This is a genomic window from Variovorax sp. BGA-UO-ETr-C22, assembly GCF_059567965.1.
On sequence record NZ_JCAQPA010000008.1, the window covers coordinates 93,998 to 116,560 of the forward strand.

A 22,563-nucleotide genomic window follows, 5' to 3' on the forward strand; every position below is an offset into this window, starting at 1 on the left:
GTTTTAACGTTGGCAGAGGCTCGGTCTGATGCCTTCCGAACGTTTTCAGAATAGCAAGACAAGCCGGGCTTCAGGCCGTTTTCGCCTATTAGATAAGCGACCGAAACTATCACCAGCACTAATAACTTGTGTTGCGCATTTAGTGCGCAGATCTATAGGCGACCGCTATAGTTGCCGGTCAATTCTTGATTGGTGCAGTGTGCGGCACACCGATATAGTGCAGCTAACTCCTCACGGACTGCAGTTCCATGACCTCCGTTTTCCCTCGAATCTTCGATGGCATTTACGCTGCCACGGTGTGCCCCTTGCTGGTCGACGGCGCCATTGATGAACCTGCGCTGGCCCGGCATCTTCATGAAGTCTCCAGCGTGGACGGCATCACAGGGCTGCTCATCAATGGACATGCGGGTGAAAATTTCATGCTTAACCGACAGGAAAAAGCCCGTGTCACCGCGCTGGCGAGGCAGGTCTGTCCTGCCGGCACGGTCCTGGTCTGCGGCATCAATGCTGAGGACAGCCGGGAAGCCCAACGTCATGTGGACGATGCGGCCGCTGCCGGCACCGATGCAGTGCTGATATTCCCGCCGTTTTCATGGGCTTTATCCCAGGACAGCCAGATGGCGGTCCATCACCACCAGATCGCCAATGCCAACAGCGCCATGCCCCTTTTCCTGTATCAGGCCGGGGTACGCGCCGGCGCGATGGCCTACGCACCTGAGGTGCTGGCGGCACTGGTCCAGTTGCCCCACGTAGTTGGCGTCAAGGACGGCAGTTGGGAAACCGCCGCCTACGAAGCCAATTTGCGTCTGGTGAATTGCATCGCACCCCATGTCGCCATGATGGCCTCGGGCGATGAGCACCTGTTCACCTGCTTTGCAATCGGCAGCCGGGGCAGCCTGGTCAGTCTGGCCTGCGTCGTGCCGGAGTTCATCGTTGGGCTGAATCGTGCCATCGTCGCCGGCGACCTGTCCGCCGCGCGCGAGTGGAACGACCGCATCTACCCGTTGGCCAAGGCGATCTACGGCACGACGCCCGGCGGCCACGCCAATGCCCGCCTCAAGACCTGTTTGAAACTACTGGGCCGGCTGGACAGCGACCGCATGCGGCCGCCTGTCGGGCCACTGGCGGCCGAGGAGGTCGCCATGCTGCACCAGGCGTTGTACGCCGCCGGTCTTTGAGGCCAGACACTTTTCACTCAACTGCCTAAGCCGACTGGAGTTCCATGACCGCTACCCTAATTCGCAACGGCCGCATCGTGACCGCCGTCGATGACTACCGCGCCGACATCCTGCTGGATGAAGGCCGCATTGCCGCGATCGGCAAGACGCTGCACGTGGGCCCCGATGTGACAGTGATCGATGCCAGCGGCCTGCTGGTACTCCCCGGGGGCGTGGATTGCCACACCCATCTGGAAAATACTTTCGGTGATTCGACCACCTGCGACAACTTTGAATCTGGAACCCGGGCTGCCGCTTTCGGAGGGACCACGACCATCATTGATTTTGCGTTCCAGAACGAGGACATCAGTCCGCTCACGGCCATTGCCCGTGCCCAGGAAAAGGCGGCCCAGGGTGCCAGCATTGACTATGGCTTCCACGTTATCGTTACCCATGTGGACGAAGGAGTGCTGGGCGACATGCGGCATGCCATCCGGCATGAAGGCGTGACCAGTTTCAAGATGTTCATGGCCTACCCCGGCTCGGTCATGGTGGACGACGCCGCCATCTTTCAGGCCATGCGCATGGTCGGCCAGCACGGAGGCATGATCGCGCTGCATGCCGAAAACGGCACCATCATCGAGTTACTGATCCGCGAGGCCCTGGCCCAGGGTCATACCTCTCCTAAGTACCATGCCCTGACTCGGCCCGCCCTCATGGAAGGCGAGGCCACGCACCGGGGCATCAAGCTGGCTGAGCTGGCCGATGCACCCGTGTATTTCGTGCACCTGTCCGCGAAGGAGGCTCTCAAGCACGTGATCGAATCGCGGGATGCTGGCATTCCCGTGTTTGCAGAAACCTGTCCGCACTACCTGTTCTTTGACGAGTCGGTGTATGACAGCGACGATTTCTCCCTCGCCAAATACGTGATGAGCCCGCCGCTGCGTTCCAAGGAGTCGCAAGACGCCTTGTGGACGGCACTCAAAACGGATGATCTGCAGATTGTGTCCACTGATCATTGCCCTTTTTGCATGAAGGAAGGCCACCTGGGGCGGGTACGGCAAAAAATGCACGGCAAGGATGACTTCTCGAAGATCCCCAATGGCGCACCCGGCATCGAAACACGCATGACCGTCATCTACGACGGTGGTGTGCGCAAACGGCGCATCTCGCTGAACCGCTTCGTGGAACTGACTGCCACGGCGCCTGCCAAGCTTTTTGGCCTGTTTCCGCAAAAAGGCACGATCGCCGTCGGCAGTGATGCCGACATCGTGCTGTTCGATCCCGAGGAGTGCCACACCATTTCCGCCCATACCCACCAGAGCAATTGCGACTACACCCTGTTCGAAGGACATCACGCGCATGGCAAGGTCAAGAAGGTATTTTCACGAGGCGAATTGATCGTCGACAACGACACCTGGCTGGGCCGGCCTGGTCGCGGACAGTTCGTGCGCCGCGGTGAGGTGGGCGGCTTTTAGCCTAAAAAAGAATGTATATCTACAAAAACGAAACCCGACGCCTCCTTGAGGCAGGACATGTGGTGTTGGGCCTAGGCGTCCAGCAAGTGAGCAACGTCAATATCGCGGCCCTGGCCCGGCGCTGCGGCTTTGATTTCCTGTTCGTGGACATGGAACACGCGCCGTTGGACCTGGCCAGCGTGGCCAACATCACGGCGGCTGCATTGCCGTTGCAGATGGCCGGCCTGGTTCGCGTGCCCGGCAAGCAGTCGCCCACCATTTCACGCCTGCTGGATTCGGGGGCGCAGGGCATCATCGTGCCGCATGTGGACACCGCCGAAGAAGCCGCCATGGCGGTAAAAGCCTGCAAATACGCGCCTGTCGGGCTGCGCTCATTCCTGGGCTTGCAGCCGCATTTTTCCTATGACGTCGTCCCAATGGAGGAAACGATGCAATTGGCCAATGCCGAGATTCTGGTGACCGTCATGCTGGAGTCTCCCGAAGCTATTGCCAATGCTCAGGCCATTGCGGCCGTGCCCGGCGTCGATGTACTCATGATCGGAAGCAACGACCTTTCCATGGAACTGGGCATTGCCGGCCAAGTAGGCCATCCGAAGATCGAAGCTGCCTACCGTTTGGTCATTGAAGCCTGCCAACAGCACGGCAAGTTTCCCGGTATGGGCGGCGTGGCGGATGCTGCGCTCATCCGTCGCTTCATTGCCATGGGCATGCGTTTCATCCTGAGCGCCAATGACACCGACCTGGTGATCGCCGGTGGCCAACAGCGGGTCGCAGCGCTGCGACCCGCAGAGCCGGCCGCGCAAATCTGAACACGGCCTAAAGTGCCCGCCACGCAGATCAACCGAAACGTTGAGTTGCTTGGCACCAATCGTGCAAATCATTCCCCACTCGATAATCAACTGGCGGCAAAAATTGGTGCTGGCATTGGGATTTCGATGGTCGCGCTTTCCGCCGTACCGTCAGGCATACCGTCGTATTTTTTGCGTGCCCGGTTATCTCCCCGTACATTGAACTCATGCCCCTTGGCCCCGCTGCCTTGGAGGAGGCGCATGCACTGGTGATTGATGCCGGCATGGCGTGCTTCATCCCGACCAGTCCAGCGCCTGCATGTGCCAGAGGCGAACCCGTGGCGATTGCACTGATCGATTCGTTCGCTCGCGGCCTTAGCAGTTCGCTACCGGCGAACAGTCAGGCGCGAGAATTGATAGCTGCTGATCAGCCTGAGATGCATGCTTGCTGCAGCTCAAGTCATGAAGCGTTTCACAGCAGGATCGGGATCTTGCATTTGGTTATCGGCTGGATGTACTTGGCCAGCGTCACGTCCGACTTGTGCCCGGTCTGCTCACGTATCTGCCATGGAGCCTGCCGACGAGCGCCGCCTCTGTGCAGTAGCCCGCTCGCAAGCTGTGACCGGAGACAGCCTTGGTCGCAGCGACACCATGCACGCGCTTCACGGAGCGCTTGACGACCAGCGTCACTGATTGCGACGTCAGTCCCTTGACCGTACCTCGATTTCACGTACGGCAAGAAGTTGATAACTTCTGGAGTACGGAGAAACGAAATGAGAGATGGCAATGTGCCCAAGCGGCAATACACGGACGAGTTCAAGACTGAAGCGATCAGGCTGTCGGATTCGGTGGGTGGTCACGAGGCTGCGCGAAGTCTGGGAATCCCCTCGCCGACGCACGCTCGACGGTTGCGAGGCTGGTGGATCTTGGCCGCGCGTTGTTTGCGGGGCGTCCACAAACCGGCCGCCATCATCAGCACCCTGACGGTCTCCTTGGCCAGCGCAAGCCCGTGGCACTCACGGAGCTTCTCGCACGCAAGTGTTGGCCCGAAATTAGCATAGCGTTCGCGGATCAGCCTCGTCGCGCGCTCGGTCACCTCTGGCGCCAGTTGATGATTGCTTGGACGTCCGCGCTTGCGCGAGACCAGGCCGGCTGGTCCTTCGGCGGCATAGCGCTCGATGAGCCGTGAAATCTGCCTGCGGCTCAAGCTCCGCCGCTTCGCAGCCTGATCCACACGTGTCATTCGGTCAACGACGGCTTGCACCGTCTTGAGCCGGTCGACCTCGCGCATGTTCATTGTGATGGTGGCCGCATCGTTCGCCATGTCTGCACCTCAAACCCCGGACCGGGGGCGCAGACTTTGCGACATCTCTACTTAGCCAGAATGGGACATTACTATTCAGCCGCTACACAATCATGCGATGCAATGTATCTTAGGCTGAATTCGTGAGACGCAATAAGCGTTATGTCAAGCGGAAATCGCTTGAAAAGTTGTAAATCTCTGAAAGACTAGCATCAATGAAAAGGCCCCTCGAGAGGGGCCTTTCTTGTTTCTGGCGATCGACGGGAAAGTATCGCCAAACGCGCCGGACCCTCGCGCCTGGCTAGCTGTTCAGTACAGTTCAGCGATACTTTTGCTCCGATCGGAGTTTCGCGGCAGGAGCCCGCTAGCGGGCGTTTTCCTGGCCGGCCAGAGATAGGGCAGGGGCACGTAAAGCACTCAGCACCAGAGAGCAGATGCCTCCGCCACAAGGGCTACGGCGTTTTGTCTTCTAGCAGGGAAGCATGAGAGCCACGCCGCTATTGCGTGACCTCGCGCAACCAGCGCCGAAAGTCCTTAACGAGCCAGCAGATGAGCGCGCCGCACATCGACGCCTCGACCACGGTGATCACCACGGAAAGCAGCATGCAACGATCCTACTTCGCCTGGAAAGACCACGGCGAGTTGCCCTTGACCCTGGGTTGCGAGAACCCGTTTTCGCTCGACTGCCGTTCAAGCGGCGCAGCAGGCTCACGCCGTGGCGAATCGATGATCGACAGCCCTGAGGGCCCAGCCGGCGCGGAAACGGTCTGCATCGACCCCCCTCGGCCATCAACACCACCGCGAATCGCATCCTGTCGCGCCTCGGAGACACGGCCCACCGCGTCTTCTACCGGCCACATCGTGGCGAGGGCAGACCACTCACCGACACGCAGCCGCACAGTGGGGCCAGTGACGATGACGGCCACGCCAAGATCGCGCAGCGTGTCGAGGCTTTGCCGCTCGACCACACGCGTATTCCCGTCGAGCCACTCGACCACGCCAGCAACGTGCCCGCGACCTGCGAGCAAGCCAGAGAGACGAATCCGGTACTTTCCGCTCAGGTCTTCGAAATAGCGCTCTTGAGGCGACTTGTCCGCATCGGCTACCTTGGCCTGCACCTGGGCCGTTTGCGCGCTTGGCGGGGCCGTTCCGTTCGTCGGCGATGGCCTCGGGCCGGTCGATGCCGCTACAGCTTTCGGCGGCGGCACCTCAGGGTGGAAAAACTGCCAGAGCTTCCAACACCCGGCAATGAACAGCACCATCATCACCGGCACGCCGTATTTGATCGTCGCTCCTTTCCAGAACACCGCGCGGTTGTCGGTGTACGTCTCGGTGTTGGTGTCTTCGGACACATGGCTCTTGTACGTGCCGAAGTATTTCGGGTCGTACTTGCCGAGCTTGTCGGCGACCTTGACGAATTCGTCATTGCCCTGGCCCTTGAACACCGTGACGCGATAGCGCTTGTCGGTGCCCAAGGCCGTGAGCTTGAGGAACGTGAACTTCTGATCCACGCGACGACGCCAGAGCGCGAGCACATCAAGCAGCGATTGGCCCATCAACAGAATGTCAATGCCACGGTGCCGATGCTCGGTGACGAACTGCGTCAACGCCTCCGAGGCACGGTGACGATTCGGCCACCAGTTTTGCGCCTCATCGAAAACGTGAAACGCGTTGTCGCGCACTTGCTCGATCCATAGACCATCGACGGCCACCGTCTTTTTGCCGTCCTTCTTTTCGCGCGGGCGCATGTCCTCACGCGTGATGACAAACAGCAGTTCGCGAACGCGTTCCTCAGGCAGGTCGGCAGCAACCGCAATCTTCGCGTGGTCCAGGCCCTCGATGTACGCAACGACCTCGCGGCCTTTCTGCAGCATCGGAATGATCTGCGTTGCCATCGCTTCATAAGACTTGCCAGCACCGGGCAGGCCTTCGTAATACAGGATCGCCATGTGCTGCTACCACTGGAAGAGGGTTAGGAACTTGCGCGCCAGCCTGAACGCATAGCCGCCACCAAGCACAGCGAACGCGGCGGGCACTCCCGCTTCACTCAGCAGGTACACCATGCCCGGGTCCATTTGCGCCCAGAGACTGCCCAGGCCACCCGAGATGAAGGCGGGTACAGGGATCGCCGCGACGAGGCTTGCGAACCCGTTCACGACCAAGGTGAAGAACGCAATGAATGCGTCCTGTAGCAGACCCCACACCGCGCCAAAGGCCGCGACGATCAGGGACCAAAGCCAGTCAGTAAATTGCTTGAGCATGCGGCCTCACTCGATTGCGATGCGGAACGCCATCCAGCTTGCGATCAGCAGCAGCACGATGCGCAGCAACAGCAGGGCGTTCGTTGCGAAGCTGGTGCAGTAGAAATCGAGCGTGATGGTCCGCTCAAGAAACGGAATCATGGCCGTGGCCGTGGGGCAGGAGCCACCACTTCCGACAACGAAGAAGCCGGTGACAGCAGCGCCAATAGGTGAGCCCCTGAGCGTGGCCGCAGCACTCTCAAGAGCGCCCTTTACGGTGGCCTCTTTCTTCGTGTACAGACCATTTGAGTCAACCGCTTTCGGATCGCCACCGCAGCCGGTGTCGGACGAGTTTTTCTCGCACTTCTCGGCCTTCTTGTCTTTGTCCTTGTCCTCGGCCTCCTTCGTCACGCCGCTGCCCGTTGTCGTGCTGCTGGAGCTTCGCTTGCTGCCGTCCGGGTTGTACGTGTCGACGGTCTTCGTGGTGGTGCTGGTGCCGTCCACGCCGCGCGTCGTCGTTGTCGTCGTGACCGTCTTCGAGCCGTCCGGGTTGGTCTGCGACTCGATGTTCGTTTGGCTAGTCTTCTTATCGTCCGACGTTGGGGCCTCCGGCGTCTTCGGCGGCGTTGTGCCGTCCCCCGGCTGGGACATGTCAGGCGCGCACACGGCCTTTCCGTTGACAACGCCGGCAGCTTCACCAGGGCCGCACGTATCGGGTGGAACAACCTCGTTCGGGTCGGGTACGTTGCCATCACCAGAGGGCATGCCGGGACCGCCGCCAGAGTCGCAGTTGCTTCCGTTGTTGGCGTAGCTTCCCTGAGCAAAATAGTGCCGCTTGCCCCCGACGAGGGCATTGCCAGCAGGAAACTCGCCATCGAAGGCGGCAGCGCAACCAGCCGAGCAAACGATATAAGGCGGGCCCTTTGCAATCTCGCTTCCAGCATCGAAGAAACCGCTGCTGATCACCTGCCCCACAGTGCAGGTGACTTTCTTTGGTTCACACGCGGTCTTCGCTGCGTTCTCAACATAGTTTGTGTTGCACTGACAGGCCGTTCCGCTAACCGTACTGTTTGCAGGGCAAGACAGCACGTTTCGCATGTTGTACAGAGAGGTGACATAGGTCCGGCTACCCATCTCGTCGGTGTAGTGATAGACACAACTCTGCGAAGTAAAAGTGATCGACCAATTCGTGCCCTGAGGGTTGTTTTGTTGCGTCTTCGGCAAACCCGACTGGCAAGCCTGCATCACGTCCGAATACCAAGGCAGGTTGACTCCTGACTGCGATTGATACTCGGTGCCCGACACCTTAGGTATCAATGCATTCGCGTTAACGCCAACAAGTAGAAATCCGAAAATCAGGAGAAGGCGGAGAACATGAGCGAAGCCACCGAGCCGATTGCGATGGTGCAGCATGTCAAGTGTTCCAGAGTCCTGCGACGCATGCGCAGCCGCAGCAGATACCGCAGAAGAAAGCGAGGATGAGCCACATGGTGGAAATGCCCAGGCCCGAAGGCCCGGGCGAATGGCTTAGCCGCGGAAGAAGCCGAGCACCTTCTTCGCGCCATACGACGCGACCTTGGGGCCCATCATGATGACGGCGATGGCCAGGATGGCAACGCCAACGGTGCTCAGATCGATTGCGCCAGTGAGAGACGAGAAGTCCATGATTTTTCCTTTACTTGAAGAAACGCAGCACCGCCCCGGCACCCCACGAAAGCACGTAGGAACCGACCACGAGAGAAAAGCCCCACACCCAGGCGGTGCCAAAGTCGGCAGGCGAGGGGACTGTGAAACCCGACGCAATCGCTATCTCGGAGCCCGAGACAAGCAAATACGAACAGGTCGAAAGGTCAGCGGGTTGAGCCGCCGTGATCGCGAGCGGCTTCGCGCCGTCCGCCAATGCTGGAAGTTCCTGCGCGCAAATCACGCTGAGTCCTTCCAGGTGATCTGCGGGACCGTCGAGTGGTCCCGACGCCTCGCTTTGAAGATGCGTTCACCACGCTGCGCAGCTCGCTCGACAGCGCCGCCCAACATCAGCAGCAACGCCGGGAGCGCCATGACGACCACAACAAGGCAGAGGAACGCGAAGCCGGTCATCGCGTGCCCTCGCTGTAGTCGTCAGACGTACCGAGGCGGTCGAGGTCGATCACCTGAACCGGCTCGCCTTGCTCGGCGTACTCGATAGCCATGTCGAGCGCTTCGTCTTCATCAGTGACGACACCGCCGCCAGCCTCCCGCAGCGAGCGCACCCATTCCGGCTGTCCGTCCGCTAGGGAAGGGCAGAGGAACCGCCCGGTTTCGAGAGACTGAACGACGAAGCGCATCACGATGCCTGCGGAGCCTTGGCCGGTTGCTGCTTCATGTCGATGGGCTTGATCGCCACGAGCACGAGCTTCGAGCCGTCCTCGCGTGCAGCCTCGATTTCGAACGTGGCTTGAGCGCGGATCGGGCCAGCGTTGAGCGTGGCGCCAAGGTGGGCCCACTTTTCGAACTCGCTGTGATCACCGAGCTTGAAAGGGCGCGTGACGTGCCCGATTGCACGGCCTGCGCCGTTCTCTTTCATGTCCACTTCGCAGTGGAAGACGGTCGAGCTAAACGCCCGACCCTCGAAGGTCCCGGTACTTTCCTTGATGCCGTGCACGAGCACTTCCGATTGCATTTGCATGGTGATTTCCTTTTGGCCGAGTTACGCCGATTGCATGGCGGGGCCAGCGCCTGCGAGCGAAGAAAACGTCTGAACTTGCGTGCTGAATGCTTGACGCAACTCGGTTGCGTTGAAGCTTCGCAGGCGGCCTGGACGGTTGGTCCCGCCGACCAGTTCCAAGAACTCATCGCCGAGGTATTCCCATGCGGCAGCGATGGTTGGCGCGGCTGTGTTGAAGGCCCACCGAAGGTTGCGCGACACCTCCGCTGCGACCGTCTCGATAGCGAGGCGCGGGCGCGTCTTCATCGGGATGGGCTCTGCATGCTGATCGGCAAGCGCCAACATTTGCGCGTGCCAGGACGACGAACCCGCGAAGAAGTCAGCGGCACGCCGCAACACATCTACAGGTAGCTCGCGCAGCTTGTTCCCATACCGAATCTCGATGCGAATCCAGGGGTTGCCCGACTCCGGACCAAATAGCTGATGGCCCTTTTCGTACACGTTCGTTTCTTTGCCCGCCTGCTTGCTGCCGGTGTAGAAACTGCGTTCGCGGTTGTTGATCCAGTCGCCGTGTTGATGCGTCTTCGGGCGCTTGCCGTAGACGTCCATTGCTCCCGAGAGATAGTCATCCTTCAAGCGGTCCATGCCACCGGGCATGCCGTCGAAGAAATCAAGCGCGAGATCTACGCGGGTGATTTCCGCTTTCTCGTCTTCGACCAGCTTTGACACCCGGTCATGCCAGCCGTGCGCAGCGAACGTGCATGCCGCTCCGTAGAGGTTGCAATGGATGGTCTTCGCCTGCGCCTGCTGACGAGGGCTTTCGCTGCTCGCGAGAAAGCCGACCCATCCGCATTCCTGGCCGTTGCGCTCGATGCTCCAACGATGGCGGTAGAAGTCGTGACCCTTGCGAAGCTCAGGACAGACAGCGAAGTCAGAGCCGAGCGCCGCTGCCACATCCTGGGCTAGCTGCATCGCCTGGGCACCAGCCCAATGGTCTTCGTTCGGCAGATCGGCCAACACCTTGTGGACCCGGTACTCTGCCGCTTCCCAAATGTTGAACGGCTCAGGGCCGAACAACAGTGCAGCGGAAGGCACTGCGGCATAGCGACGTTGGACGGTGAACCGAAGCCAGTCGATATGGACCTTAGAACGTGAGGCCGTGCGTGCGGCTTGCAGCCGGACCTTGACCTCAGAGCCGTCCAAAACCAGGGCGTTACGAGCCGCGCGGGTCATTCAAACGTTCTCCCCGTGATTACCAACGGGGAGGGCCGACACCGGCCCGGTGGCCGCGCAGGCGCGTCCCTCCGGGCCGCTGCAACCCTCGCTTTTCGAGCCCTGCTGAACGGGCGGCATCCAACCGGTCAGCATTCCTGCCCCGGATTGGCCCTGCCTGAGGCAGTAGGTCATGCCTTCGCCCTGTTTCCCTGCCTTCAAGATCAGCGCCATAATCACCTACTTCGGTTACATAACCACATTTCGTTAGGCGGCGAACATAACCGAAAGTAGTTGCAACCACAAGAGGTTACAGATGAATCATCTTGAAGAATTGAACCTTCTCATCGACAGGGCGTCGGCGATAGCCGGTAGCGATGCAAAGCTAGCGCGGACGATGGGCGTTCCGCCTCAGCACGTGAGCAACTGGCGACACGGCCACAAAACGGCAACGCCAGCCGATCAAGCACTGATGGCGCACGTTGCAGGGCTTGATCCAGTCGTGACGCTTGCACGCGCAACAGTGCAGCAGTACGAGGGAAAGCCGAAGGGAGACGCGCTCATGAAAGCGCTGGGAAAAGCTTCGCGTCTGACTGGCGCGGTAGCCGGTTTCGTTGGAGCCGTGGTACTAGCGATTTCTTCGCTAGTCCCGACCAGGACGGAAGCTGCGCCTGATCTGCGTCTTGGAAGCAATGTATCTTATGTTAAATAAGATCGGCAACTGGTTGATGCTCAATAGCCTCTCCCCTCAGCGGCTCCTGCGTGCCCCCTGAAGTCCCTGTGCGGGTGACAACCTGTGGCTGCCGCCAGCTGAGGTTGTCGAGATGCGCCTGAACCGGTCGTCGAGGTGGATACGACCTTGAATGAGACACCTGATTTCGTCTTAAGTTATTGATTTGTATCGTTTTTCATCATACTTTGAGGAAAAATAGATTTGCAGTGAAAATTTGACAAGGATCGCTTTCAGCTTTTTCACTATAAAAGTGGAAATCTTGAGAAAATGATGAAATGTCAGACATCCTCGAGAACAGCGAGAGCCAGAAGCGACAGTACATTGACGCGGAGACCGTCTTCGCAGAACTTCGACGCTTGAGGCAGGAGGCTGCGCAGTTCCGAGGCGGGATGATGTGGCGCGAGATCTCAGGTCATCGATATCTCATCCGCACTTCAGTCAAGGGCGCGCACAAATCACTTGGCCCTGAAAGTGAAGCAACCACCAAGATTTTTCAGGCCTTCTCTCAACGAAAGGCCGCGCTTGCCGATCGGCTGGCGTCCATCGAAAAGACATTCGAGGAACAGCGCCGTCTGAATCGAGCGCTGCGTGTCGGGCGGGTCCCGTCGCTTGTTGTTGACGTACTGAACGTCCTGGACAAAGCCGCACGCCCTCACCTTGTTGATATCGGCGTCAATTTCCATTCTGGGCAACTAGCGTCGATGACTGCCTCCTTTGCTGGTGCGTGCAAAGGCTGCAGGCGCCATGCAGATTCTGGCAACGGGCACTTCGCTCGAAAACGCATGACGACCGGTCACGATAGAGCGGAATCGTCGGTCACGTTCGCCGGAATACGCACTCTCACATATCAGGACGTCTCTCGAAGAAAAAGCAGCCAGGCAGGATGGCCGGGGCGATGTAGTCGACGTCCTTGGCCGACACGCCGCAGGCGAAGAAGCTTTCGCGCCAATGCCGAACGACGTCGACGAGTCGATCGATTTCTTCACGCGCTTCGTCCCCCGACAAACCGAAGCGCCCCGCCTGCGACAGCAGGTTGTAGACGCTGGCCGTGCGGCCGTAGTCGCCGACAGTCAACGCCAGATCGCGCCTCTCCAGGCTCACCACGGGAGCAGGCACGAGGTCGTAGGCCGGCGACAACCGCCATCCCTTCTGCCTGCGTAGCAGAGCGTGGTTGCGAGGATGATCATCGTTGTTGGTCACGGCAGCATTGAAGACCATCCGCCTGAAGAGTTCGGCGCAGTCAGCTTCCGGCTTGTCAGACCAACGACGCAAGTTGTCGGCCAGCAGCGGATAGGACCAGCGCTCGCGGTCCAGGTGGCTGTCACCACAGTCAAGCACGGTCAAACCGCTGACAAGGCCGACGCGAAGGTAGCCCTTGTCGGTGTAGTCGCGATCGAAGCGCTGCAACATCAGCACATCGCTCTCGCCCACAGGCTGGAGCCGCGCCTGTGTGACATTCAAGCCGCATCTGCGTGCCAAGTCGAGCGTCGCAAATTCGACGCGCTGCAGATTGAAGCGGTCATCTCTGGCGGGAAACTTGCCCAGCCAGAGGCTTTGCGCATCCTCGATCGTGGCCTTTGGCCGCGCACCACCCATGCTGGTGCCAGGATCGAGCTGCTCGAGCAGATGTGCGGCCACTGGACGCCCCTCTTCGATCGCCTGCGTGGCAGCGATCAACTCGGCCAATTGGTGCGTGCGGTTGTACTGTCGCTTGGGCGCGGGCGGTTCGGCCTTCAGTCCGAAGCTCAGGTACCCTGCCCCGTCTTGTGGGCCATGCAGCAGATAGTCGATTTCCTGGAGGTCGGCCGCGCTGCGCTCGAGCTTGTGCTCGATCACGCGCCGTCCCCAGGCGTCGGGGCCCGCGTCTCGAACCGCACCAGGGATCCCTTTGAGCTGGGTGAACTCGAAGACTTCCTTGGCAAGAGGCAGCTGGAATGGATCGAGTGCCACCGCCTCTTGGCGCTGAAGGTAGCGGTCGCCGTAGCGAAACCGCCCTATTTGCGTGCCGTCGGGCAGTGTCTGCACTCTGAGCAGTGCTGCCGGCACCGTTTCCAACGTGCCGGGCAGCTGAATGTAAACATAGGCTTCTCGCTCAGAAGTCATAGTCGTCGTTCGCCTTCCGGGCCTTGCCCGCCCGTGTCGGGCGGCGCGACGCTTCGAGCGCCTTGCCGTGCAGATCGCTGTCGGGATCCGCAACGGCGTCCAGAGACTTGTCCAGGCCGAGTGCCCACAGTACCGTGAAGCACACGCCGACCGCCGTACCTGGCTTGCCGAGTTCTAGTGCCGTGAGGGTATTTCGGTTGATGCCCGCCTTGCTGGCGAGATCGGCGATCGACCAGCCGCGCCGAAGCCGCGCCAACCGAATGCGCTGCCCCAGCTGTGCAATCCGCTCGGTGGCTTGTATCGGCATCACGAATTTGCTCATTAAATTAGGCATTTCATATATTCAATGCCCGTAATATTAGGCATTGAGTCCATGAAAGGCAAACCGGAGACGCGGAAGAGAGATCGCCAAAATAGGCAAATAGCTCGATAACGCCTGATATTTTAGGCAATTTATGACAGAATTTGTGCACGCCCGGTTGCCATGGGGTGGACCGTGGCGGGGTACGCCCCTCCTCAGAAGTGAACGAAGGAGGCCCCGAGCGGCGACATGTTCGACGTGCAACCCATAGCGGCCATTGCGCAGATGCAAGGTGTCGCCGGGCTCTGAGCCGAGCCGATTCGAGCCCCAGCCAATCAGCTGGAGCGAGGCCTCGCTGCCGACTTGCGGCCCCTTGCCTCTTTCCCCTCCTTCAGCTTCGTCGCAAGAGCATTGGCCAGCAAGCCGCGCGTCAGCTCATGCGCACGTTCTTCTGCCGCAAGTCGGGTTCGAGCTTCGTTGTGTGTCTGCTTGGTCGACCGCATCTCTGCTTGCAACTGCGCAAGCTCGGCCGATTTTGCGGCGAGGTCGGCACGCAATTGCTCCGCCAGTTTTTCAGCTGCGCGTGTGGCGGCGCGCTCGGCCTCCAGTTTCGAGACGCTTTCTTCCTCGTTGCGGGCGCGCAACCTCTGCTCCTTCGCAAGTTCGGAGGCCGCCTGGCGGGACGCCACGCGCTCCCGATCGATGTCGGCCAGCAATCGGTGCTCACGCGCCGCGTGCCGCGCTTGGGCTTCCTTCAAGGCTTCCTCGCGCGCGGTCACGGCGGCGCGGTGCTCGAGCCGCTGCGCGTCCAGTTGCGCCTGGGACTGCGCAAGCGCATCTCGCAGACGCCGGATCTCGCCCTGGGCGCTGTCCTGTTGCCGGGCCGCCTCCGACAGCTGTCCTTTCACCGATTCGAGTGCCTGCCGCGATGAGGCCAGCGCGCTTTCCAGACTGCCGCGGGTGTGTTCGAACGCGACCTCGCGCTGGCGCAACTGCGCTTGCTGGTCCTCCAGTCCCGCGGCTTTGAGTTCGATCTCGCGGCGCAGCGCCTCGGCCTGCTGCGCCTGTGTCTTGGCCGCCTCCGCGCGCGCGGCATCCCAGAGCTGATGCGCGACTTGCAGCAGTGCCGGGGGCATGACGTTCGCTGTCGGGCTTTGCGCAGCGGCGCCCGAGCCGTTGCCCAGCCGCTTTCCCAATGTCGCGAACCAGCGCTCGAGCATCGGGCTCACGGTGTTGGGCGATCCGCGGCCGATTTTCTGCCGGACCCGCTCGATGGTGGGTCGCAGCCCCTCCGCGAGCAACTGGTCAGCGGCAGCCCACACCTGCGGCTCCTGGATGCCCCTCGAACTCCCGCTTTCCATGTGTTGCTCCAATCTCGACTTTTTACCCTCGATAATGAAAACTTATCGAGAGTTATATTCACTATGTGTAATACATCATACATGCCATGTATTAAATAGAATGAAAAGCCTGCCCGCGAAAACCTCGGTGGCCGAGGTCAGCCTCAAGCGCCACCCCATGCTCGATCCGGCGAAGCTGTCGGAAATGGCGGAAGACGCCGCGCGCGAGCTGCTGCGCGAGGGCGAATCCGCCAACACGCTGGCCGCCTATCGCTCCGCCCTGCGCTACTGGGCCGCGTGGTTTGCCGCGCGGTACGGCCAGCCGCTGCGCCTGCCTGTGCCGGTGCCGGCGGTGGTCCAGTTCATCGTGGACCACGCCGAGCGAACGACCCCAACGGGCCTGGTCTCACAACTGCCGCCCGCCGTCGATCGCGCCCTGGTGGACAACGGCTACAAGGGCAAGCTGGGCGCGCCCGCCTTCAGCACGCTGGTGCATCGCGTCGCGGTGCTGTCCAAAACGCATCAGTTGGCGCAACAGCCAAACCCCTGCGGCGATGCACTGGTGCGCGAGCTTCTGGCGAAAACCCGGCGGGCCTATGCCAAGCGCGGCGCCCTCCCCCGCAAGCAACGCGCGCTGAGCAAGGAGCCCTTCCAGGCCCTGCTCGCCACCTGCGATGAATCACTGCGCGGCCGACGTGATCGGGCTCTGCTGCTGTTCGCGTGGGCCACCGGTGGCCGTCGACGGTCCGAGGTGGCGGCGGCCACGGTTGACAACTTGCGTCGCGTCGAGCCGGCCGTCTTTCTCTACACGCTGACGCATTCCAAGACCAACCAGGCGGGCGTGGAGCGGCCGCAGGACACCAAGCCGCTGGTCGGCGGCGCGGGCGAAGCGATGGCCGCCTGGCTGGCCGCCAGTGGCATTGCGAGCGGCGCGCTGTTTCGGCGAGTCCGCAAAGGCGGGCATCTCGGCGAAGCACTCAGCGCCGCGGCCGTGCGCGACATCGTCAAAGAGCGATGTGCGCTCGCCGGCGTCGAGGGGGAGTTTTCTGCGCACTCACTGCGATCGGGGTTTGTGACCGAGGCCGGGCGGCAGAACATGTCTTTGGCCGAAACGATGGCGATGACGGGGCATCAGAGCGTCGCGAGCGTGGTGGGGTACTTTCGCGCAGAAGCCGCGCTCAGTAGTGAAATTGCAAGTCTCCTCGACAACAGCAAATTGGAGCTACGGACTGTTAATCCGTAGGTTCCTGGTTCGAGCCCAGGTCGAGGAGCCACTACAAGCCGCAAGGCAACTGAAAAGCCCGCTACAAAACATGTTCTTGCCGCCAACAACGATGCTCCGTTCTCCAACTTCCGGGAGTTCGTCGCGTATGCAACGGCCAACCCCGGCAAGCTGTCGGTTGGTGTGACGCCTGGCCTGGCAGGCACTGCGCACGTTCTCTTGGAGCGGATCAAGCTCGAGATGGGCATCGATGTGGTCCCCGTCGCATACAAGGGCACCGTTTTCAGCTATCGACTGTGTGGTTTATGAGGAACTCATTCTCATCCCGCCTTCTTTGCATGTAGCCAGCCGCGCTTGTCTGCTTTGCAGCGATTGTGTTGAAAAACTCTCCCGAATCCCAGTAGCTGGCTTGCAGTTTGCATGCGCTTCGTGATCGATGGAGGTACGCATCATGATGGGTCAAGGCACCGCTCAAGATCAGCTGTTCTACGCATTCAACCTCGACGATCACGTCCCGCGTGATCACCTGCTTCGAGGCGTTGATCGCTTCCTCGATCTGAGCGAGCTACGCCAACATCTTGCGCCGTTCTACAGCCACACCGGCCGGCCATCGATTGATCCCGAACTCATGATCCGCATGCTGGTCATCGGCTACTGCCTGGGCATCCGATCCGAGCGCCGGTTGTGCGAGGAAGTCCATCTCAACCTGGCCTACCGATGGTTCTGTCGCCTGGGCCTGGAGGACAAGGTGCCCGACCATTCCACTTTCTCCAAGAACCGGCATGGCCGCTTTCGCCAGAGCAATGCATTTCGATTCGTCTTCGAGGCGGTGCTGCACCGCTGCATGACCGAAGGACTGGTGCAAGGGGAGGGATTTGCCATCGATGCCAGCGTCATCAAGGCCGACGCGAACCGCGCGCGCAATGTTCCTGCCTCCGAGGTTGCGCAGTGGCGCCAAGGCACCCAGTGCAGCCGTGCGGTGCGTGAGTACCTCGAAGCGCTGGACGCCACTAATCCGGTTGCCGACGGTGCGCCCGAGGTGCCGCAGGACACGCAGGCACCATCCAGGAACATCTCTCCGACCGACCCGGCTGCGCAATGGACCGCAGCACCGGGTGGTCCGGCCTTCTACGCGTACTCGACCAACTATCTGATCGATCTGTCGGCCGGCATCATCATGGACGTGGAGGCCACGCCTGCGCATCGCACACCGGAGGTCGACTCCACCCGAACCATGATCGACCGGGTCGAAGAGCGCTTCGACATCAAGCCGCGACGGCTTGTGGGTGACACGGCGTACGGCACTGCACCGCTGCTTGGTTGGATGGTTGAAGACAAGCAGATCGAACCTCATGTGCCCGTGTGGGACAAGACGGCCCGCAAGGACGGTAGCCTGTCGATCGGCGAGTTCGAGTGGGAACCAGAGCGCAATGAGTACGTATTTCCCGAAGGCCATGCGCTGCGTAATGAACGACGTCGATTCACGATCCCGCGCAGCCACGTCACGAAGGCCGACACGGTGATCTACCGAGCGAGTCAGTCAGACTGCGTCGACTGTGCGATGAAGGATCGGTGCTGCCCGAACACGCCATTCCGCAAGATCGCGCGAAGCGTCCATGAAGGTGCACGTGAGACGGCACGATCCATTGCAAAGACACCGGAGTACAGCCAGTCACGCAGGGATCGCAAGAAAGTGGAGATGCTGTTCGCGCACCTCAAGCGCATCATGAAGCTGGATCGGCTCCGGCTTCGCGGGCTCAGTGGTGCGCAGGACGAGTTCCTGCTGGCGGCCACAGCCCAGAATCTGCGGCGGATGGCCAAGTGGTTGATGCCAATTGAAGGATATGCAACCGTGAAAAGCGTGTGAGGTGAACGCAGAGGCATGCTGCGCTCTCTCGCTTCGTTAACTCGATTGCGAATCCTGTGCGATCGCCAACGCAGGCAAGATTCGAGGCGAGTTTTTCAACACAATCGGCCGGACGCGGCCTTTTTCTACTGCCGGTCTTTCTCGAGGTTGTCTGCCTGGACGCGCGCTATATCCCCAAAGGCTTTCCAAGGACATGAGCTGGCAAAAGATCGCAATGCCGAGATCGCGGCCTGCAAGTTTCCTTCAGACCGTTGGTCGGCCGCGTGTATTAGCGCTTCACCGAAGGCTCGATTCCACCCACGCTGGTTGGCCCTGAGCTCGAGGACCGCCCTCGCAAATTCGGCGGGTGGCTGGTTATCCGGTGGCACGTGGCCCGGCAGGCTCGCAGTCACAAACTTCTTGAACCGCGTGCGGTTGGGGGACGCCGCAGCGTCCTTCGAGATAGTGAACGGCCGAGCCGTGCAAGTCTGCAACCTTGGGGTCGCCAGTGCCCCCCATTTTCGCTTCTATGCAGGGGCGCCGGTCCATGACCCCGACGGCTTTGCACTCGGGTCAATCTGCGTCATCGACTTTCGTCCGCGGAAGCTGGATGGCAGCCAAAGACGCACCCTGCTGGAACTTGCTGCGATTGCTTCTGACGAAGTGAAGCTTCGAGAGCTGATGGCCAAGCTTTAGACGAAGCGAGCGCGCAACGGCCATCTCGCATTCAAGGGAATCACTGGGCCCGGCGCCCTCCCTCCCTGGCAGCTCGATCGATCACGTCGGCGACTGCCTTCGGCTGGGTCATGAATACCGCATGGCTTGCCTTGACCTCCTGAACCGTGGCGCCGATGCGCTTGGCCATCTTGTGCAACATCCGGACGTCGAAGGCCCTGTCCTCGGTCGCGATCACCGCCCAGCTTGGCTTGGTCCGCCATGCGGCGTGATTGAGCTTGGTCGCAAACACCGACATGTTGATCGGCACCTGCGAATCACGCAGGAACGCGGCGTCCGCATCGCTGGCATCGCCGGCGAAGCCGATCTTGAACTTCTCCCGATTGACGAATCCGAATCCGTCCGACTGCGTGTCGATCACGAAGTCGGGGGCCGTGAATCCCGCGTACTGTTCGCTTGTGGTCTCGCCGGCGTCGGGCGACAGCGCGGAGACATAGACAAGACCCACCACCTTCGGATGGATGCCCGCTTCGGTGATGACCGTGCCCCCCCACGAGTGACCCACGAGGATAGTGGGACCGTCCTGGCGCGCGAGCGCGCGCTGCGTCGCCGCCACGTCGTCGGCCAGAGACGTCAGCGGGTTCTGAACGATGGTGACCCGGTAGCCTCGGCCGATGAGCTCGTCATAGACGCCGCGCCAGCCCGAACCATCGGCAAAGGCGCCATGCACCAGCACGACGTTTTTCGCCTGAACCTGTTGGGCATGGGCGCCGCCACCGGGACCGACGATGCTGGCGGTTGTCGCAGCTGCGATCAAAAGCTTGCGAATCAGTGAGTTCATGGGATGTCCTGTGAGTGGATGGGAGAAGCGAAATGGTAGGAAAGAACGTGTTGAACAGGGTTGCGAATATCACGCCAAAGTTGAAGCTTTACGCGCAAGAATTGCTGTTCTTCAAAACTACATTTCGTGACACGCTGCAGATGCGCAATAAAGATGTCCGATCCGAATGGCGCCGCGGGAGGCGTTGCCACGCACGCAGTCCCTCGCCATCGCACGCGTGTGCAGCCAGCTGCTTTCGTACCGTGCCGGTGATGGCCGCGGCCTTGCCTAGACCGTCGGGACGGTCCCGCCATCGATCAGGTGTTCCGACCCTGAGATCGAGCCCGCCCGGGGTGACACAAGGAACGTGATCAAGTCGGCAACTTCCTGCGGCCTGGCCGGTCGACCCAGCGGAATGCCGCCGAGCGATTGCATGATGATCTGCTTGCCACCCTCGTAATCCGTTCCGGCCTGGTGGGCCAGGCGATCGGCCAGCGCCACCGACGCTTCGGTCTCGATCCATCCGGGCGACACGCGCAGCACGCGCACGCCCTTGGGCGTCACCTCTTTCGACAACGCCTTGCTGTAGGTGGACAAGGCCGCCTTGGCCGCCGCATACGCGGTCGTCGATTCCGGCAGTGGCAGCAGGCGCTGGATCGAGCTGACGTGGACGATGACGCCAGAGCCCTGCGCGAGCATGGCGGGCAGCAGCGCACGATCGAGCCGCACGGCCGGCATGAGGTTCTGGTTCAGTTCGGCGAGCCACTGGGCATCGTCCAGGGCCGCGAAGCCGCCGCCCGGTGCGCTGGAGCCGCCGACCACATGCACCAGGATGTCGAGGCCGCCCCAATGCCCGAGCACCGAGTGCGCCACCTTGGCGGCGCCTTCAGCCGTCGCCAGATCGGCGGTCACATGGACCACGCCCCCGATGGGCCGCGCGGGCGCGGCGCGGGCCGTGGTCATCACCTGCACACCGGCGTCGCGCAGGCCTTGAACGACGGCGGCGCCAACGCCTTTGGTGCCGCCGGTGACCAGCGCGCGCTGGCCCTGGAGTTGAAGATCGAAGCTCATGCCGTGATCTCCAGCGACGCAATCAAGCCGCGTTCGAGGCGAAAGCGATATCGAAGATCGACCGGACTGCCGGGAAAATTGCCGGCCACGTGCGCCCGCACGACCTGGAACTCCCCCGCGTGGTCCAGCGCAAATGGCGCGACCGTGTACGCGTACTGCGTGGATGTCGCGCTCTTCCATTCCTGGATGGCGCGGCGGCCGGTGTGGGTGCGGCCCTCGTCCTTCACGATGGCTTGAGGCGTGAAACAGCGGGCCAGGGCCTCGGCGTTCCGCCGATCGGCCGCGAAGTAGGCGGCGATCGGAGCGGGAAGGATCAGGGTACTCATGGTGACGACTCCTTGGATGTGAAGACCTCAGGATGCGCGTCGAGCATCAATAAGTGAATCGCCTAGAATCTTCACGAGCTATGTAGAAGGCGATACAGAATGCGCGGATCGGAGTTTGCCGAGCTCAAGGCCTTTGCTGCCGTGGTGGAACGCGCGAGCTTTGCCCGCGCCGCCGAGCATCTGGGGCTGTCTGCTTCGGCGCTGAGTCAGACCATCCGACAGCTGGAAACGCGGCTGGGTACGCGGCTGCTGAACCGCACGACCCGCAGCGTGGCCCCCACCGCGACCGGGGCGCAGCTGTACGGGCGCATCGCGCCGCTCTTCCGGGACATGGCCGATGCGGTGAATGAAGCCAGCGCGATGGCGGGTCAGACGCGCGGCACGCTGCGCATCAACACCCTCGGCATGGCCGCCTGGCAGGTGATCGGCCCCCGGCTGGGCCGGTTTCACCGGACGCACCCGGAAGTGACACTGGACATCGTGGTCGACAACGGCCTGAGCGACATCGTCGCCGGTCGCTTCGATGCGGGCATCCGCGTCGGGGGCAAGCTGGAGAAGGACATGATCGCGGTGCGCTTGACGCCGGACGTGAAGATGGTGGCCGTGGCATCCCCGGACTATCTGGAGCGTCGCGGCAAACCGCGGTCCCCCGCCGACCTGCACGGCCACGCCTGCATCAACTGGCGCCTGCAGGGCGACGGGAGCGCCTACCGCTGGGAGTTCGAAAAAAAGGGCAAGCGGATCGAAGTGGCGGTGGAAGGACCCTTGGTCACCAACCACTCGGACACTGGCGTCGCTGCGGCACTCCAAGGGCTGGGGATCGTCTATGCCTTCGATCGCGAACGCGTCGATGCACTGCTCGCCCAGGAGCGGCTGGTGGAGGTTCTCGCCGACTGGTCGATTGCAAGGCCTGGCCTGTTCCTGTACCACCCCAGCCGGCGCCACTTCCCTGCCGCACTGCGCGCCTTCATCGACTGCATGCTGGAGAAAGACCCCTGAGCGGACTTTCTCTTCCCGGCGATCGGACCGGGGGCCGGGCAGGCCCTGCCGGCGTCGCTCGATGGTGACTTCAATATTTCCGCGGATAGGAGCCGGGCAGCCGGAACTCCGCATGGCTCGCGAGCAACTTGGCGATCTCCGGCTGCGAGGCGTGATCAACGTTCCGATCGTTCATCGGCGGACTTGATCAGACGTTCCCTAGGCGCGGCAGGCAGTACGGCAGGCCCATTGCGACATCTCGTGAACACAATGTGCGAGAGCGACATTTGGTGAACACTTTCGTGAGAAGAAACTCGCGACGAAAC

General features: G+C 61.3%; 22 protein-coding genes, 1 tRNA gene and 2 pseudogenes. 10 read left to right on the plus strand and 15 right to left on the minus strand.

Annotated features, from left to right (window positions below; all coding sequences use genetic code 11):
- Window positions 1-248 precede the first annotated feature (248 nt).
- From AC57B8_RS07945 to AC57B8_RS07955, 3 genes are all read left to right on the plus strand, one after another.
- Window positions 249-1,178 carry a dihydrodipicolinate synthase family protein gene (locus AC57B8_RS07945; protein ID WP_496479199.1) on the plus strand — a complete coding sequence of 310 codons (930 nt, stop codon included), beginning with the start codon at window positions 249-251 and terminating at the stop codon, window positions 1,176-1,178.
- 44 nt (window positions 1,179-1,222) lie between these two features.
- Window positions 1,223-2,635 (plus strand): dihydropyrimidinase, encoded by a 1,413-nt coding sequence (gene hydA, locus AC57B8_RS07950; protein ID WP_496479200.1) that lies wholly within the window; start codon window positions 1,223-1,225, stop codon window positions 2,633-2,635.
- An 86-nt stretch (window positions 2,636-2,721) separates the two neighbouring features.
- Window positions 2,722-3,444, plus strand: coding sequence for an HpcH/HpaI aldolase family protein (locus tag AC57B8_RS07955; RefSeq protein ID WP_496479201.1), 723 nt, complete (start codon window positions 2,722-2,724; stop codon window positions 3,442-3,444).
- Between the two features lie 865 nt (window positions 3,445-4,309).
- Here the strand turns inward: AC57B8_RS07955 and AC57B8_RS07960 are convergent.
- Window positions 4,310-4,747, minus strand: a pseudogene (locus tag AC57B8_RS07960) (helix-turn-helix domain-containing protein); the annotation flags it as partial.
- Window positions 4,748-5,340: 593 nt separating this feature from the next.
- Window positions 5,341-6,675, minus strand: a complete 1,335-nt coding sequence (locus tag AC57B8_RS07965; protein ID WP_496479202.1) for a zonular occludens toxin family protein — start codon at window positions 6,673-6,675, stop codon at window positions 5,341-5,343.
- Between AC57B8_RS07965 and AC57B8_RS07970 the strand changes: the two genes are divergently transcribed.
- Window positions 6,674-6,730, plus strand: a complete 57-nt coding sequence (locus AC57B8_RS07970) for a hypothetical protein (RefSeq protein WP_496479472.1) — start codon at window positions 6,674-6,676, stop codon at window positions 6,728-6,730. The genes AC57B8_RS07965 and AC57B8_RS07970 overlap by 2 nt on opposite strands.
- A 263-nt stretch (window positions 6,731-6,993) precedes the next feature.
- Here AC57B8_RS07970 and AC57B8_RS07975 read toward each other — a convergent pair whose 3' ends face one another.
- The 6 genes from AC57B8_RS07975 to AC57B8_RS08000 all read right to left on the minus strand — a co-directional run bounded on the left by AC57B8_RS07975 (window position 6,994) and on the right by AC57B8_RS08000 (window position 10,843).
- Window positions 6,994-8,379, minus strand: coding sequence for a hypothetical protein (locus AC57B8_RS07975; RefSeq protein WP_496479203.1), 1,386 nt, complete (start codon window positions 8,377-8,379; stop codon window positions 6,994-6,996).
- A 114-nt stretch (window positions 8,380-8,493) separates the two neighbouring features.
- Window positions 8,494-8,631 carry a hypothetical protein gene (locus AC57B8_RS07980; RefSeq protein ID WP_180838847.1) on the minus strand — a complete coding sequence of 46 codons (138 nt, stop codon included), beginning with the start codon at window positions 8,629-8,631 and terminating at the stop codon, window positions 8,494-8,496.
- Window positions 8,632-8,889: 258 nt separating this feature from the next.
- The gene (locus AC57B8_RS07985) at window positions 8,890-9,063 is read right to left on the minus strand and encodes a hypothetical protein (protein ID WP_496479204.1); all 174 of its coding nucleotides are present in this window, start codon (window positions 9,061-9,063) and stop codon (window positions 8,890-8,892) included.
- Entirely contained in the window at window positions 9,060-9,290 is a 231-nt protein-coding gene (locus AC57B8_RS07990; RefSeq protein ID WP_319361003.1) for a hypothetical protein, read from the minus strand. Before AC57B8_RS07990 ends, AC57B8_RS07985 begins: the two co-directional genes overlap by 4 nt.
- The gene (locus AC57B8_RS07995; RefSeq protein ID WP_496479205.1) at window positions 9,290-9,631 is read right to left on the minus strand and encodes a hypothetical protein; all 342 of its coding nucleotides are present in this window, start codon (window positions 9,629-9,631) and stop codon (window positions 9,290-9,292) included. Before AC57B8_RS07995 ends, AC57B8_RS07990 begins: the two co-directional genes overlap by 1 nt.
- A 21-nt stretch (window positions 9,632-9,652) precedes the next feature.
- Window positions 9,653-10,843, minus strand: a complete 1,191-nt coding sequence (locus AC57B8_RS08000; protein ID WP_319361001.1) for a replication initiation factor domain-containing protein — start codon at window positions 10,841-10,843, stop codon at window positions 9,653-9,655.
- A 295-nt stretch (window positions 10,844-11,138) separates the two neighbouring features.
- Between AC57B8_RS08000 and AC57B8_RS08005 the strand changes: the two genes are divergently transcribed.
- Window positions 11,139-11,534, plus strand: a complete 396-nt coding sequence (locus tag AC57B8_RS08005) for a hypothetical protein (RefSeq protein WP_496479206.1) — start codon at window positions 11,139-11,141, stop codon at window positions 11,532-11,534.
- Window positions 11,535-12,010: 476 nt separating this feature from the next.
- Here AC57B8_RS08005 and AC57B8_RS08010 read toward each other — a convergent pair whose 3' ends face one another.
- From AC57B8_RS08010 to AC57B8_RS08025, 4 genes are all read right to left on the minus strand, one after another.
- Window positions 12,011-12,238, minus strand: coding sequence for a hypothetical protein (locus AC57B8_RS08010; protein WP_496479207.1), 228 nt, complete (start codon window positions 12,236-12,238; stop codon window positions 12,011-12,013).
- Window positions 12,239-12,395: 157 nt separating this feature from the next.
- Window positions 12,396-13,658, minus strand: coding sequence for a type II toxin-antitoxin system HipA family toxin (locus tag AC57B8_RS08015; protein ID WP_496479208.1), 1,263 nt, complete (start codon window positions 13,656-13,658; stop codon window positions 12,396-12,398).
- Window positions 13,648-13,980, minus strand: coding sequence for a helix-turn-helix transcriptional regulator (locus tag AC57B8_RS08020; RefSeq protein WP_496479209.1), 333 nt, complete (start codon window positions 13,978-13,980; stop codon window positions 13,648-13,650). The genes AC57B8_RS08015 and AC57B8_RS08020 overlap by 11 nt, the downstream gene beginning before the upstream one ends.
- 314 nt (window positions 13,981-14,294) lie before the next feature.
- Window positions 14,295-15,320, minus strand: a complete 1,026-nt coding sequence (locus AC57B8_RS08025; RefSeq protein WP_496479210.1) for a DNA-binding protein — start codon at window positions 15,318-15,320, stop codon at window positions 14,295-14,297.
- A gap of 157 nt (window positions 15,321-15,477) precedes the next feature.
- On the opposite strand from AC57B8_RS08025, the gene AC57B8_RS08030 reads away from it, so the two are divergent.
- From AC57B8_RS08030 to AC57B8_RS08045, 4 genes and pseudogenes are all read left to right on the plus strand, one after another.
- Window positions 15,478-16,542: a site-specific integrase gene (locus tag AC57B8_RS08030; RefSeq protein ID WP_496479473.1), complete on the plus strand. Its 1,065-nt coding sequence runs from the start codon at window positions 15,478-15,480 to the stop codon at window positions 16,540-16,542.
- Window positions 16,499-16,573, plus strand: a tRNA-OTHER gene (locus AC57B8_RS08035). The genes AC57B8_RS08030 and AC57B8_RS08035 overlap by 44 nt, the downstream gene beginning before the upstream one ends.
- Before the next feature lie 47 nt (window positions 16,574-16,620).
- Window positions 16,621-16,830: pseudogene (locus tag AC57B8_RS08040) on the plus strand (tripartite tricarboxylate transporter substrate-binding protein); the annotation flags it as partial.
- Window positions 16,831-16,972: 142 nt separating this feature from the next.
- On the plus strand, window positions 16,973-18,388 hold the full coding sequence (locus AC57B8_RS08045) for an IS1182 family transposase (RefSeq protein ID WP_496479211.1): 1,416 nt from the start codon (window positions 16,973-16,975) through the stop codon (window positions 18,386-18,388).
- 715 nt (window positions 18,389-19,103) lie between these two features.
- Here AC57B8_RS08045 and AC57B8_RS08050 read toward each other — a convergent pair.
- From AC57B8_RS08050 to AC57B8_RS08060, 3 genes are all read right to left on the minus strand, one after another.
- Window positions 19,104-19,883, minus strand: a complete 780-nt coding sequence (locus tag AC57B8_RS08050; protein WP_139701817.1) for an alpha/beta fold hydrolase — start codon at window positions 19,881-19,883, stop codon at window positions 19,104-19,106.
- Window positions 19,884-20,150: 267 nt separating this feature from the next.
- The gene (locus AC57B8_RS08055) at window positions 20,151-20,933 is read right to left on the minus strand and encodes an SDR family oxidoreductase (protein WP_496479212.1); all 783 of its coding nucleotides are present in this window, start codon (window positions 20,931-20,933) and stop codon (window positions 20,151-20,153) included.
- On the minus strand, window positions 20,930-21,259 hold the full coding sequence (locus AC57B8_RS08060) for a nuclear transport factor 2 family protein (protein WP_496479213.1): 330 nt from the start codon (window positions 21,257-21,259) through the stop codon (window positions 20,930-20,932). Before AC57B8_RS08060 ends, AC57B8_RS08055 begins: the two co-directional genes overlap by 4 nt.
- 99 nt (window positions 21,260-21,358) lie before the next feature.
- Between AC57B8_RS08060 and AC57B8_RS08065 the strand changes: the two genes are divergently transcribed.
- Complete coding sequence (locus AC57B8_RS08065) at window positions 21,359-22,258, plus strand: LysR family transcriptional regulator (protein WP_159277300.1); 900 nt, start codon at window positions 21,359-21,361, stop codon at window positions 22,256-22,258.
- The last annotated feature ends 305 nt before the right edge of the window (window positions 22,259-22,563 follow it).